The organism is Streptomyces sp. NBC_00083 (genome assembly GCF_026343295.1).
Lineage (GTDB): Bacteria > Actinomycetota > Actinomycetes > Streptomycetales > Streptomycetaceae > Streptomyces.
Genome location: NZ_JAPELY010000003.1, coordinates 1,271,490 through 1,285,081, shown reverse-complemented (window position 1 = coordinate 1,285,081; position 13,592 = coordinate 1,271,490). Strand labels below are relative to the sequence as shown.

At 69.9% G+C, this 13,592-nt stretch carries 11 protein-coding genes and 1 pseudogene; 6 read left to right on the top strand and 6 right to left on the bottom strand.

All coding sequences use genetic code 11. The features are described 5' to 3' along the window. Window positions 1–16 precede the first annotated feature (16 nt). On the top strand, window positions 17–799 hold the full coding sequence (locus OOJ98_RS29650) for a VOC family protein (protein ID WP_267058133.1): 783 nt from the start codon (window positions 17–19) through the stop codon (window positions 797–799). A 531-nt stretch (window positions 800–1,330) separates the two neighbouring features. Here OOJ98_RS29650 and OOJ98_RS29645 read toward each other — a convergent pair. Further along, window positions 1,331–1,990, bottom strand: coding sequence for a TetR/AcrR family transcriptional regulator (locus OOJ98_RS29645; RefSeq protein ID WP_267058132.1), 660 nt, complete (start codon window positions 1,988–1,990; stop codon window positions 1,331–1,333). A 130-nt stretch (window positions 1,991–2,120) separates the two neighbouring features. On the opposite strand from OOJ98_RS29645, the gene OOJ98_RS29640 reads away from it, so the two are divergent. Further along, on the top strand, window positions 2,121–2,909 hold the full coding sequence (locus OOJ98_RS29640) for an SDR family NAD(P)-dependent oxidoreductase (RefSeq protein WP_267058131.1): 789 nt from the start codon (window positions 2,121–2,123) through the stop codon (window positions 2,907–2,909). Between the two features lie 171 nt (window positions 2,910–3,080). After that, on the top strand, window positions 3,081–3,935 hold the full coding sequence (locus OOJ98_RS29635) for an NAD(P)H-binding protein (RefSeq protein WP_267058130.1): 855 nt from the start codon (window positions 3,081–3,083) through the stop codon (window positions 3,933–3,935). 204 nt (window positions 3,936–4,139) lie between these two features. Here the strand turns inward: OOJ98_RS29635 and OOJ98_RS29630 are convergent, their stop codons facing one another. Further along, window positions 4,140–5,642 (bottom strand): metallophosphoesterase, encoded by a 1,503-nt coding sequence (locus tag OOJ98_RS29630; RefSeq protein WP_267058129.1) that lies wholly within the window; start codon window positions 5,640–5,642, stop codon window positions 4,140–4,142. A 371-nt stretch (window positions 5,643–6,013) separates the two neighbouring features. Beyond that, a pseudogene (locus OOJ98_RS29625) lies at window positions 6,014–6,349 on the bottom strand (IS5/IS1182 family transposase); the annotation flags it as partial. Window positions 6,350–6,517: 168 nt separating this feature from the next. On the opposite strand from OOJ98_RS29625, the gene OOJ98_RS29620 reads away from it, so the two are divergent. Further along, the gene (locus tag OOJ98_RS29620; RefSeq protein ID WP_267058128.1) at window positions 6,518–7,405 is read left to right on the top strand and encodes an NAD-dependent protein deacetylase; all 888 of its coding nucleotides are present in this window, start codon (window positions 6,518–6,520) and stop codon (window positions 7,403–7,405) included. Window positions 7,406–7,581: 176 nt separating this feature from the next. On the opposite strand, the gene OOJ98_RS29615 is transcribed toward OOJ98_RS29620, so the two are convergent. The 3 genes from OOJ98_RS29615 to OOJ98_RS29605 all read right to left on the bottom strand — a co-directional run bounded on the left by OOJ98_RS29615 (window position 7,582) and on the right by OOJ98_RS29605 (window position 11,020). Continuing rightward, the gene (locus tag OOJ98_RS29615) at window positions 7,582–8,226 is read right to left on the bottom strand and encodes a hypothetical protein (protein ID WP_267058127.1); all 645 of its coding nucleotides are present in this window, start codon (window positions 8,224–8,226) and stop codon (window positions 7,582–7,584) included. A gap of 94 nt (window positions 8,227–8,320) precedes the next feature. Beyond that, window positions 8,321–9,589: a phosphatidylserine/phosphatidylglycerophosphate/cardiolipin synthase family protein gene (locus tag OOJ98_RS29610; RefSeq protein WP_267058126.1), complete on the bottom strand. Its 1,269-nt coding sequence runs from the start codon at window positions 9,587–9,589 to the stop codon at window positions 8,321–8,323. A 204-nt stretch (window positions 9,590–9,793) separates the two neighbouring features. Next, window positions 9,794–11,020, bottom strand: a complete 1,227-nt coding sequence (locus OOJ98_RS29605) for an acyl-CoA dehydrogenase family protein (RefSeq protein ID WP_267058125.1) — start codon at window positions 11,018–11,020, stop codon at window positions 9,794–9,796. 345 nt (window positions 11,021–11,365) lie between these two features. Here OOJ98_RS29605 and OOJ98_RS29600 point away from each other — a divergent pair, with 345 nt between their 5' ends. Next, complete coding sequence (locus OOJ98_RS29600; protein ID WP_267058124.1) at window positions 11,366–12,322, top strand: isopenicillin N synthase family oxygenase; 957 nt, start codon at window positions 11,366–11,368, stop codon at window positions 12,320–12,322. Between the two features lie 92 nt (window positions 12,323–12,414). Next, window positions 12,415–13,563 (top strand): pyridoxal-phosphate dependent enzyme, encoded by a 1,149-nt coding sequence (locus tag OOJ98_RS29595; protein WP_267058123.1) that lies wholly within the window; start codon window positions 12,415–12,417, stop codon window positions 13,561–13,563. Window positions 13,564–13,592 lie beyond the last annotated feature (29 nt).

Sequence of the window (13,592 nt, the reverse complement as noted above, 5' to 3'; positions counted from 1 at the left end):
CGAGAAAGGGCGAAACATGCCCGAAGTCACCTCCCCGTACGCGACCGGCACTCCGTGCTGGGTCGACCTGATGGCCAAGGACCAGCAGGCCGCGTTGGACTTCTACCGCGACCTGTTCGGCTGGCAGGGAAAGCCCGGCCCGGCCGAGTTCGGCGGATACGCGGTCTGCGAGCTCCACGGCCGAGCGGTGGCCGGCATCGGCCCGACCATGGCAGCCGAGGGGATGCCGGAGGCACCGACCGTCTGGACCAACTACCTGGCCAGCACCGACGCCCAGGCCACCCAGGAGGCCATCGTCTCCGCCGGCGGCACTCTGATGGTCCCGACCATGGACGTCGGCAACCTGGGCCGGATGCTGGTCGCCGCCGACCCGCAGGGCGCGGTGTTCGGCATCTGGCAGCCCGGCGAGTTCTTCGGCGCCCAGGTCGTCAACGAGACCGGGGCCCTGGTCTGGAACGAGCTCCACACCAGCGATGTGCCTGCCGCCACCGCCTTCTACGGCGAGGCGTTCGGCATCGAGATCGAACCGCTGGACGGCGCCGACTCCTACTGGGAAATGCGGGTCGGCGGCCGTGCGGTCGGCGGCGTCACCCTGCTCGACAACGACCCGCCCGGCACCCCTGCGCACTGGCTGGCCTACTTCGCCGTCGACGACACCGACTCCACCCTGGACACTCTCGTCAAGCGCGGCGGCACCGTGATCGCGCCGGCCTTCGACATGATGGCCGGCCGCATGGCAGTCGTCGCCGACCCCCAGGGCGCCCCCTTCGCCATGATCAAGCCCCAGCCCCTGGCATAGCCCGGCCGTGTCCTGCCCGCCCAGGACAAGAATCAGGGCGGGCAGGACAGGCACCGACGAGCCCCGGCCCTGCAACGACCTTGCTACGGACGGGCGTTGCGCTCCGGACCTGCCGCGGTCAACCTGCGGTGTCGCGTCATGGCCGCAGCCCATCGCCGGTGGCCATCAATTCACGTTTACCGGCGTAGGTCACGGGTACTGCGGCCCGGACGGCCGCGCGGTTCCAGAACCTTCCACAGAGCGTCCTCGGGCTACCTACCTGTGACCGAACCGAGAGCCATCACCGCGTCGCCCGCGAGTCCCCTTCGAGGCCGGGCTCGGTGTTGGCCGACTCCACGGGCGTGGTGGAGCCGCTGCACAACGCCGCACCGCCGACAGGGCCTGTGCGCGCCAGCGGCGGGCAGCGCCGCTCGGCTTCGTGGCGCTCTGGTGCCGCCCAGCGGCTTCGTGCAGGCAGGGCAGTCAACTCCCCTGCTGACGGCGGCAGCGTGACCGCGTAGCGGGACGCACAGGGTCGCGGTCGCCGTGCCGTCACACCGGGGCGTCCTGCGCTCGCACCCCGTCGGCCACCGGCGCGCAATATCGGGCGAGCATGGTCTGCACCGCTTGGTCGACCGCGTTGGTGATGGCGGTGTCGTCGGGCTCCCAGCGTGCGAGCAGCATCCGCGGCCAGAACACGTAGTTGGAGATCATCCCGAGGAATTGGGTCGCCGCCATCTCCGCGTCGTCGAGCCGGGCTGTACCAGCGGCGTTCTCCGCTGCCAGGTAGCGGCGGACCGATTCGAAGTAGGGCATCTTGCCGAGCTTGAACTGGGTCTCGCCGAGCTCGGGGAAGCGCGGTACCTCGGCGATGACGATGCGGAACAGGGCGGCCATGCCGGGCTGGGTGAGCAGGGCCACGTATCGGCGTCCGATGGTCTCAAGCCCCGCGCGCAGATTCCCGGGCTCCGGGAGGGGCGCCTCCTCGTCGTCGACGTTCCAGTATTCGGTGACGATCGCCTCGAACAGGGCCGCCTTGGTGGTGAACTGCTTGAAGAGAGTCGCCCTCGATACTCCGGCCGCCTCCGCGATGCGGGCCAGCGAGGTGCCGTCGTAGCCGGAGTCGAGGAACAGCTTCGTCGCCGCCTCGATGATGGACGTCCGCTTCTGCGCTGCCACGCGCCGGTGGTATTCCGAAGGCTGTGCCGTCATGCCCTCCAGTATGCCCCTCCATCCGAGGTGAGTCACTTGACTCACCTCTCGTCCTGCTCCTACCTTGAGCGAGGAGGTGAGTCACTCGGCTCACCACTACGTGAGCTGTGCAAGCCTGGAAGGAAGCACCATGGAACGCTTTGAGGGCCAGACCGTCGTCGTCACCGGCGGCAGCGGGGGTATGGGCAGCAGTCATGTGCGGGGCTACCACGCCGAGGGAGCGAACGTCGTCATCGCCGGCCGCGACGACGACGCCGGCCGCGATCTCGCCGCCCAGCTCGGCGAACGTGCTCTGTCTGTTCCCCTGGATGTCGCCGACGAGGACGACTGGGCGGCCCTGGTGCGGGAAGTCGAAGGACACTTCGGACCAGTCACCATCCTGGTGAACAACGCGGGAGTCCAGAACCCGGCTGCCCCTATCGAGCACACCGAACTCCGCAACTGGGAGCACACCTTCAGCGTCAACGTCACCGGCCAGTTCCTCGGCATCAGGGCAGTGGCTCCGTCGATGCGCAGGGGCGGTGGCGGGACCATCGTCAACATCGCCTCGACCATGGCCCACGTCGGCACGGCCTTCTACGCCCCCTACACCGCCAGCAAGTGGGCCGTGCGCGGGCTGACCAAGACGGCCGCGCTGGAGCTGGGGCGGGACAACATCCGGGTCAACTCCATCCACCCCGGCGTCGTCTCTACACCGCTGATCAACGAACCCACCGTCGCGGGCCAGCCGGCCATCGCCGACTTCTACTCGCCCGACCCCTTCGCCATCCCCCGCCTCGCCGAACCCTCCGACATCACGCGCCTGTTGCTCTTCATCACTTCCCAGGAAGCGTCCTTCGCTACGGGCTCGGAATTCGTCCTGGACGGGGGCCTCCTGCTCGGCCCCGCGCTCCAACCCGAAGCCGGCATCGCGGCTTGAGCCGGCATCGCCGTGCGGAGCGCGCAGTCGTCGTCGCCCATCTCGTTCAACTCGACCGCCACGGCGTCGTACTCCTCGACCCCTGGGCGGCTGCGGCAGCAGCTAGGCCGCTCCATGGGGACCTCGCGGCCGCCTCGGAATAGCCGGGGTACGGCCGAGGCTGACCTGATCATGAATGAGATTCTTGTGACGGGCGCGACCGGCAATGTCGGCCGACACGTAGTCGGCCAACTCCTGGCCGCAGGTACCGCCGTACGTGCGTTGGCGCGTGCCCCCGAGTCGGCCGCGCTACCGCAGGGCGTCAAGGTCGTGGGCGGGGACCTGGCCCAGCCGGACACGCTGAGGGCGGCGCTGGCCGGGAGCGACACGCTGTTCTTGATCTGGCCGTTCCTCACGGCCGAGCGCGCCCCCGCCGTATTGAAGGTCATCGCACAGCATGCCCGCCGCATCGTCTACCTCTCGTCGTCGGGGGTGAACGAAGACGCCGAACGTCAGACCGACCCGATCAACCAGCTCCACGCCGACCTGGAGCGCCTGATCGAAAGATCTGGCATGGAGTGGACCTTCTTGCGGTCGAACACCATCGCCTCCAACACGCGAGGGTGGGCCGAGCAGATCCGCACCACGCATGTAGTTCGCGGTCCGGACATCGCCGCCACGGCAGTGGTCCACGAGCGCGACATCGCGGCCGTGGCGGTACGCGCACTGGTCGATGACGGGCATGCGGGTATGAAACACATCCTGACCGGCCCGCAGGTACTCAGCAGGGCCGAGCAGGTGCACGCGATCGGGGAAGCGATCGGTCACCCGACGCGCTTCGAGAGGGTCTCGGTAGAGGTGGCACGTCAGCAGATGCTCGCCGACGGCAGGCCACCCGCTCTCGTCGAGGCTCTGTTGGCCAGTGCTGACACCCGACCGGAATCGAACCTGATCACATCCACGGTGGAAGAAGTCACCGGAGCGCCGGCACGCACGTTCCGCTCATGGGCGGAAGAGCACGCGGACGACTTCCGCCGGGCCGGATAGCGATTCGTGATCGATCTGCGGGACTCGCGGGCTCGCCCTGGCGGCGGGGCGGGGCCTGGGCCCGCTTCCGGCAGTGGTGTGACAGCGGACAGGGGGCGCGGCCATGCCGTGCCCGGGAGCCCCGCGATCCTCGTGCGGGACCGCGAAGGACACGACCGGGGGCGGCACTCCTGCTGCCGCGACCGGTCCCCTGCCTGCCCGGCGTCAAGACAGGGGGATGGTGACCTCGTCCTCGACCGGCGGATCGATCTCATGGTCGAGAGTCCCGGTCGCCGAGTGGCAGCGCAGACGGACCGCGGCCGGCGTGACGTCCAGCCGCAGAAAGCACTTGAAGAACGGCGGGCTGTACGTGGCCGAACTCGGTGAGAAGAGCCGCGTGTAGATCCTGCGTACCGGCAGCCGGAAGTGCGCGTTGCGGTCGGGACGGCGGCCGGCGCCGAGGAGACTGGCGACCAGGCGGATGCGCCGGGTGACACGAACGGGCTCCCCCTGCGCGCGGGTCGGCGGGACGCCGAGCCGTTCGGCGATCACCGCCATGGCCTCGGCCTCGGTCAGCGTGAAGAAGCGGGGCATCCGCAGCCGGCGCCCGTACAGCCTGCTGTAGAAGGCCAGCGAGTCGCCGCGCAGCGGATAGCAGCGGAACTCGTTCTCCGTGACGTCGGCTACGGAGACCCGCGGGACCGTGTGCGTGGCGTGCATGAACGCCCCGCCGCCACCGGCGACGACGTACTGGATCGTGCGTCCGCCATCCACCCGTACCGGATACCGCTGGTAATTGTGTATGTCGCCGCCGATCGCCGCGATGTAGTGGTGCTCAGGGTCGCGCACGATGGCGTCCACCGTGCCGCCGCCGTCGATGGCGCACGGGTGGTGCTCGCCGTCCACGTACAGCGGGGACCCGGTCACCAGGATCTTGGGCCGGTCGCCGCGTGACACCTCGCGCAGCCAGCGACCTTGTTCGGCGTCGATGGTGCCCAGCAGACCCGTGTCGATGCCGATGATGCGTATCGGTCCGGCGTCGATGGTCCAGTACGGGCCCGGCTGGACGGCCTGTTGGGACGGATCCGAGCGCAACGCCCGTGCCTCGGCGAGACGATGCTCGTCGGTGCTGTGCGGAGTGTGCCAGAGCAGCGAGCGGAACCAGGCCCGCGTCAGAGGGCGGGGTCGCGCCTCGGGCGGCAGCGGCGGTACCTCACAGAAGACCCGCATGAAGCCTTGCAGCCCCTCGTACCAGTCGTGGTTGCCCGGTATCGCGTAGATGGGCGCCGGGTAGTCCTGGTAGGGGCGAAAGAACTTCGTGCCGTAGTCGTCGGTGCTGCCCACCGGGTAGATCACGTCGCTGGCGATCACGGCGAAATCCGTGCCTTGACTGACTTTCAGGAAGCCCGGGACCACGGCATATTGAGGGTCGTCGCCTTCACCGGTGTCACCGAGGACCATGAACGAGAAGTGGTCGGCGTCCGTGCGGCGGACGACCGCGTCGGTGGGTGCGCCCGCGGCGACGGCCCGCTCTACCCAGCGACTGCGGGTGCGGCCCGTCGGGTCCCCGAACCAGGAGGCGAGGACTCCGTTGCGGGCGCGCCACAGCGTCCTGGGGTCCAGCCACGAGACCTTGTCCACCCGGGCGGGCATCAGCCGTCTGTACGCGCCGAGTTGGGACTTCCCCCAGCCGGCGCCTTCTGGTGTGTCACGCGAGGAGGGAGGCACGGGTGCACGGTAACAACCGGTCTTCCATGCATAAAGAGCGGGGTCGGCGGCCCCGGACGCGGTTCCGGCGGCCGGTGCCGGCCCAACGCGGGGACGGGCTGCGGAAGCTGGGCGTGGGAGGAGCGTGAGCCGGCCCCCGATGCGGTTCTGGGGCTGATTCGGCGAGAGTTGGACAGGACTGTTGCGCTGCTCATCGACACGGGAGGCACAACAGGGGACGAGGACAACGACGCGCTGGTCCTGCACGGCCGACTACCGATGGGCCCGCGCCCGGACCGAGGGCAGTTCCGGACGGACGGGCTCAGCGCCGTCCCGGCTGTTCTTGCCGGGGCGGAGGTGAGGGATCTCGGCAACGGGTTGAGCGCAGTCCGCTGGATCGTCCGTGACGAGTACGCCTTGCCGGTGATGACCGCGACGGGCCATCGGTTCGGCCGCCCGACACCGGTCCTGGGCACTCGCAGGAGGCAGGTCATCCGGGACCGCATCGAAGTCGGTGGGGTCGTAGGCGTTGCCCGGCGTGACGAGGATCGCCGAAGGCGGGCCCTGGTCGTCGCAGGCCGGATGAACCTTGGTGGTCAGCCCGCAGCGGGACCGGCTGAGCTGCTGGGCAGCCGCCCCGTGGGCCGGATCCTCCAGGTCGTCCCTCGCCGGTGTCCTCCTCTTTTTTCGGGCGCGGGCGCGTGCTCGTGAGCACGATTGACCGTGGAGCGACCGACATGGTCCGACTGCACCCGCAGGAAGCCGGCTGCGCCCCTCGGACCGGACCTGAGACGTCGCGCTCAGCAACGCCTAGCAGCGATCGATCGTCCCTGGTCACCGCGGTGCCGCCCACGCGTGCCCCCAGCGACGGCGGCCCGTTCCGTACCCTGGGGGGCATGCGTATGCGTCCCACTCTCAGCTGGACCCCCACCGGGGAGCTCTCGCCGGGCACCACGGATCTGGGGCCGGTCACCGATGCGCTGAGCAGCGGAGGCGTGCTGGTGCTCAGCGGGGCGGGCCTCTCGACGGAGTCGGGCATCCCCGACTACCGCGGCGAGGGCGGGAGCCTGAGCCGGCACACCCCGATGACCTACCAGGACTTCACCGCGAGCGCCCAGGCCCGGCGCCGGTACTGGGCCCGCAGCCACCTCGGCTGGCGCACCTTCGGCCAGGCGCGCCCCAACACCGGGCACCGGGCCGTGGCGGCCTTCGCACGACACGGCCTGCTCTCGGGTGTGATGACCCAGAACGTCGACGGCCTGCACCAGGCCGCGGGCAGCGAGGACGTCGTGGAGCTCCACGGCAGCCTCGACCGGGTCGTGTGCCTGTCCTGCGGCGCCTTCAGCCCGCGCCGCGCACTGGCAACGAGGCTGGAGGAGGCCAACCCCGGCTTCGAGCCGGTGGCAGCGGCCATCAACCCGGACGGCGACGCCGATCTGACCGACGAGCAGGTCCAGGACTTCCGCGTGGTGTCCTGCGCGGTGTGCGACGGCATCCTCAAGCCGGACGTGGTGTTCTTCGGCGAGACCGTTCCGCCTCAGCGGGTCGAACGCTGCCGCGCGATGGTCCGCGAGGCGTCCGCGCTGCTGGTCCTGGGCTCTTCCCTGACAGTGATGTCCGGCCTCCGCTTCGTCCGCCAGGCGGCCGAGGCCGGGCGACCCGTGCTGATCATCAACCGGGACCCGACCCGGGGCGACCAGCACGCGGTCTCGCGCGTCGCTCTCCCGCTCGGCGCGGCCCTCACCGCCGTGGCGGACCGGCTGGGTGTCACCGTACGCGGCTGAGCCCTCCGGCCACCGAGCCCCCGTTACCGTCTCCCTGGCTCGGCTGCTGCCCTTCTCCTCCTTGGCGTAGGAGGAACGGCCCGCGATGGTCGTGGACCGGTTGGACTTGCCCCAGGTGCAGTCCGGAACGCCGGAGGGACCGGTGTAGGTGTCGACGTTGTCGTTGGCCGTATCTGTCACGGGCCCCTGCGCGCTGGATACGCGAAGACCACACCGACCTGTCGCCCCGTTATGGACCCTGTTCTTTCCAGCAGGTAGGCGGCAATCGCACTGTGTGCCTCCTCTGCCTCACGCAGCAGCACAGCGGTCTCTTCGTTCGTCAGAGGCTGTCGAGCATGGCGGTGGGCGGCGTCGATGATGTGCTGGGACGACGCAGTCAGCAGGTCCGCGAACGCCCGCTGGTATCGGCCGTCCACGGAGCGGTCGGCTGCATCTCGCCCTGCCAGGCGGTAGAGCGCCTCGGTGAACTCCCTCAGCTCGGCCCGGCTCTCGGCCCGGTACTGCTCGACGTCGACTTCCCGTCCCGCCGCGATGCCGGCGAGCATGCCCTGCGCACTGGTCCACCAGACCCGCGCCGCGACACGTGCGGTCGCCACCGTCTCCAAGACCAGTTCCTGCTCAGCCTTGCGCGCGGCGGCAGCTGCCTCAGCCCGAATCCGATCGGCGGCCGCGGCCGCGGCGCCCTCAGCGCGCTGGGCGGCAATGGTTGCCGCAACGGCGTCGTCCCTGCGCTTCGCCCGCTGCACCCACAGTGCACCGCCGGCCCCGAGGCCGGCACCCCCCAACCCGCTGATCATCGCGAGAACCGCCTCGACTGTCATGTATCGAGAATGAACTCCCGCTCACATCCCAACCAAGCCATCTGCAAGCCAACCTGGCCCAAAAGCACCACCGGCGATCCCCAGCCTTCCGGGTTCAGAGGAAGCGGCGGATCGGCAGGACCGCAGCCTCCCTGGCCCGCTGAAGGAGCGAACGACGCATCCAGCGACCGCCCTCGATGAGCTCGCTGCGTTCCAGGTCCTCGGCGAAATGGCGATCCAGTGTCGCCGTGAAAGCCTGGTCGAGTACGGCCAGCATGACTTCTTCGTCGTGATCCAGGGAGCGGCGGTTGAAGTTCGTCGAGCCGACCAGAGCTGTGGTCCGGTCGACCGTGACGACCTTGGTGTGGAGCATCGTCGGCCGGTACTGGAAGATCTTCACTCCGCAGGCGGTGAGCTCCTCGTAGTAGCGCTGACCTGCCAGTTGACAGACCCGTTTGTCGGTGTGCGGGCCCGGCAGCAGGATCTCGACCTCCACTCCCCGGCGCGCGGCGGCGCACAGCAGCTCGACGAAGTATGCATCCGGCGCGAAGTAAGCAGTGGCCAGCCGGATTCGCTCTTCCGCCGACTCGATCACGACCCGGAACAGCGTCTGCATGTCCTGCCAGCCGAGACTGGCCGAGCCGCGCACCACCTGCACGACGGCGTCACCTTCTGGGACGTGGGTGACGAACCTGTCGCGGTCGTCGAAGAGCTCTTCGTGGCACTCGGCCCAGTTCTGTGCGAAGGCGGCAGCAAGGCCGTCCACCGCCGGGCCGCGCACCTGGACATGCGTATCGCGCCATTCACTCGGGTTGCGCGCATCGCCACACCACTCCTCAGCGATGCCCACACCACCGGTGAACGCCGTCTCCTCGTCGACCACGAGGACCTTGCGGTGGCACCGGTGGTTCTGCTTCAACGGCGACAGGTAGAGGGGCTTGCGGAACCAGGCGACCCGCACGCCGGCCCGCTCCATCGACTCCAGCTGGCCCTTCTCGATGAGCCGGCTGCCGAACCCGTCCAGGAGCAGCCGCACCCGCACCCCACGCCGCGCCTGCTCGGCCAAGGCGTCCGCGAAGGTCTGCGCGATCTCACCCTTCCAGTAGACGAAAGTCATCATGTCGACCGTGTGCCGGGCGGAGCGGATCGCGTCCAGCATGGCCGTGAAGATCTCATCGCCGTTGCGCAGCGGGACCAGCGCGTTGCCTTCGGTCGCCGCGATCCCTATGAGCCGCTCCAGTCTGCGTCTCGTACGCCGGGCGCGGTCGTCCAGGACGGAGCCGGGCTCGCGTGTGGTGCCCTCGCCGGGCTCCGGCCGGGGCAGCACGGGAGTCGTTTCTGCGGGTATGACGGGTTCGACAGGTGCGGTGTACGGGGGTGTCATGGCAGACCTTCCTCAGACGATGCCCGACACACATGTCCGCGATACGCCGCACCAAACGGTCATCGCACCGCTGCGCCATCACGTTGTGTTCGCCTCAACCGTCAATCGCGGGTCCTGCGTCGTCCCCCTCTCGCGGTCGAAGGCCGCCGTGCTACTCGATGGAGGCCGGAGACTGAACCCGCGGCACAAGAAAGCCGGTACGGGTCACCGCACGGTTTCGGCACCGGCGCGGCAGCCAGCGACTGGACTCGTCTCGGTCTCGGCGCGATGACCGGACTCTGGAGACTCCCCGGCCGGGCGGCTCAGCTCCCGCTCCCCGAGCCCGGACAGGAGTACGTCGTTGGGGGACCCGATGATCGGCAGCGCCAGCGCGTCGCGATAGTGCCGTCCCAAGGCCTGTTCGGGGGCCGCGTATCCAGCTCCCCCACAGAGCAACGCCGCCTCCCTCACCACGTCCTGAAGCGTGCTGGTGCAGAACACCTTGGCCGCTGCGGAGGTCATGGGCGGATGAGGTGCCGTAGATGCCGCCTCGTCGCCGGGCCGGCGCGAATCGAGCAGCGCGTGCCAGATCGTGCGCATCACGGCGACCTTCGTCGCCATCTCACCCAACCGCAGCCGCATCGCGCCGCGGGCGTCCGCCGAGCGGTGGGCCCAGCCTTCCCGCACGAAGCGCACCGCATGGTCGAGCACGGCATCGGCCGACCCCACGGCCCGAGCCGTGTAGCTGGTCAGGTCATGGGAGAGCAGGGAATCCGTCAGGTCGTGGCCCCACCCGCCCAACGTGGCCTCGTCGGGCTCGAACTCGTAGTCGCTGAAGGTGATTTCGGCGAGCGAGACGCCGAGCAGACCGGGCCTCGGCAGCTCAGGCCCGACCGTCACACCGGGGCGTGCGGGGTCCACCAGGACGCCCACGGTGGCGTCACCGCTCCGGGCCAACGCCAGCACCCGGTCGGCGTGGCGCGCGTTGGTCACCCAGCTCTTGCGCCCGTTGAGCACTGCCACCAGACCGCGGCGGGTGACGCGGGTCGTCAATGCGGCGGGGTGAGCGACGCCCTGCTCGTGATAGGCCCGAGCGAAAACCGTCTCGCCACGGGCCATCGGGCCGAGCAGCTGTGCGCGTTGCTGGACGGTGCCGTGTTCCAGCACTTGACGGCAGAGCTTGAGGTGAGTGCCGACGAGACCGGCCAACGGCTGCCAGCCGCGGCCCAGTTCGTATCCGATACGGGCGACGTCCTGTCGGCTCCAGCCGTCTCCCCCGCACTGGGTGGGCACGGTGGCGCCGAAGACGCCGAGGGCAGCCAGCCGTTGGACCAGCGGCAGGGGGTAGCGGTCCTCCGGGTGGTCGGCCAGATAGGGCCCGATCTCCTGCCTGGCGAACTGCGCGATCCGGTCGGCGCCTCCGCGCTCCAAGCCGCTGCTGTCGCTGCCCATGCTCCGGTGCTCCTTTCTGCTGTGGGGTCCCCGCGGGCGACCCGCGGCTGCTGGGGGATCTCCTGCGGGACTCGCCCGGGACCACCGGGGCCGAGGAGTCAGCGAGCCGATAGGCCGGGGAGCCGACAAGCCGGGGCGTCGGGGCCTCGGGAGTCGCCCCGCACCCCCCATCGTCGAGGTGGAAGTGGCCGATGGCGCATGTGGCGCGCTGATGATCACTCATGCAGGTGAGCCTGGTCCGGCGATGTCGTCGTGAAGGAACGTCGGCCGATTGGATGGGCGGCAACCACCCAAACCACCCAAGAGCATCAGCGCGGCCGACCGACCGCGCGCGTGAGGACGACCATGACCACTGCCGCCCCGCTCACCGCCGAAGACGCCGCCGTGATCATCGACTTGGCACCCTGGCGCGACGGCGGGCCCGACGGACGGAACGAGGTGGCCCGCCGGCTGGACAGCGCGTTCGTCTCGAATGGCTTCTGCCTGATCACCGGGCACGGTGTGCCGACCGATGTACTTGCTGAACTGCGGTTGCTCGCGAGGGAGTTCTTCGCCCTTCCCGAGCAGGTCAAGGGCGGCTACCGGGCCGCCAGCGGCGGCAGCGGATGGTCGGCCGGGCTCGCCATCGCGCGGGGCGGGCCGACCGACCTCAAAGAGGCGTTCACTTTCAGGGCCGGCGGTTCCACGGGCTCGCCCGAGCTCGACCAGCGACGCTCGCAGCGCTGGCCCGCGGAGGTTCCACGGCTGGCAGAGGCCGCCGACGCCTACCTCCGGGCGATGCGGCGGCTCAGCGATGAACTCCTGGAGCTGTGCGCCCACGCTCTCGGCGCGCGCGTCGATCACTTCACCTCGCTGCGGCGGGACCCCACCCAGGTCGGCGCGCTCAAGTGGTACCCCTCGCTGCGTCACCTGGGCACGGCGGCAGCGGACCGTCCACGGCTGGGTGAGCACAGCGATTTCGGCGCGCTGACCGTCCTCGACCGCGAGAGGGGGCTGGGCGGCCTTCAGCTCCGCACGGCCGAGGGAGGCTGGGCGGATGCCCCGTTCGTTTCCGGATCCCTCGCGGTCAACGTCGGCGAACTGCTGGCCCGGTGGACGGGAGACCGGTGGGTGGCCTGCCGACACCGGGTCGCCCCGCCGCCCGCCGCCGCCCCCGATGAGGACCTGGTGTCCCTGCTCTATGTGAGCGGCGCCGACCACGACGCCCTCATCGAGGCGTTCCCGCCGCCCATCGGACGCACCGTCCACCCTCCGGTGCGCTGGGGCGACTGGCTGCGCGAGTACCTCACCACGCCTCGCTGAACAGCCACCGAACTGACCGACCGCAGAACTGACCGACGGCAGAGCTGACCGACGGCAGCGTCACGCAATCGTGAAACGGACCGGAGGCGCCCATGCAGATCTATGCGCAGGACGATGTCGTGTGGCGCTACGCCGCCCATCTTTCGGCCGGCCGCCGGGAGATCCGCCGGGCGAGCCTCCTGGAGAGCGGACGCATCGTGCGGCTACCGCCCCAGGGCGGCGTTTTCACCGACGTACTGGATCTGTCGACGGCGAACGCCACCGGCACCTTCAAGTCCTGGCTGATCTGTCTGGCCGTCGCCAGGTGTTTGCGCCAGGAGCAGCCGCTGGTGCTGGCGCAGAGTTCCGGGAACACGGCCAACGCCCTTGCCGCGTACGCGGCGCACACGGGGCTGCGTGCGGTGATCCTCCATCCGCCGGCCTCCCGTCGCCGTATCGTGCCCCGGCTCGCGGAGAGCGGTGCCGTGCAGTTCGTCGAAGTCGACGCGCCCGAGCAGCGGATCAAGGCCATCCTCGCGACGTGTGCCGAGACTTTGGCGCTCCCCGTCGTGCCGCACCCGGCCGACCAGGACGAGGCGAACAAGCTCCGCGCCTACTTCCTGCACGACGCCGCGACCGAACTGGGAACGCGGTGGGACTGGCATGTGCAGGCCCTGTCCAGCGGATACGGTCCGCTCGGCTACTACGCGGGGCTGCGCGAACTGCGAGGCCGTACGCGGTCCGTTCCCGTGCCTCGCTTCCTCGGTGTGCAGCAGGAGGCGGTCACTCCGTACGTGCGTGCCCTGAGCGGTGAGACGACAGGTTCCCGCGGCGGGTCGGACGGGGCCGAGGCCAGCGGCGTCCCGGTGCTCGAACCCACGCTGTTCCGGCAGAGCCTCACCGAGGATCTTGTCCGGCGCATGCGCGAGTTGTGCGCGTACAGCCACGGAACCGTCCGCGCCCTCACCAACAGTCGCTACCTTCAACTGGAGCCGCACGCAGCCGACTTGCTTCGCGAGGCCGGGATCGCCGTCGCCCTCGAACCCGACGGCACCCCGCGCGAACGGGCCGGCCTCTACTCGCTCGCCGGGACGCTCGACGCGATCGAACACGGCGTGATCCGCCCCGGTGAGCGCGCGTTGGCCGTCTTCACCGGAGGGGCCGCCCCCTCCCCCGGCGGCACGTACGAGCCGCACTGGCGCGCCCACCAGGACGAAGCCTGCGACATCGTGGCCCGCGCGGTCGACAAGCTCCGCCCCTGAAGCCCTCGCGCCTGCCCTTGGCGCCGCAG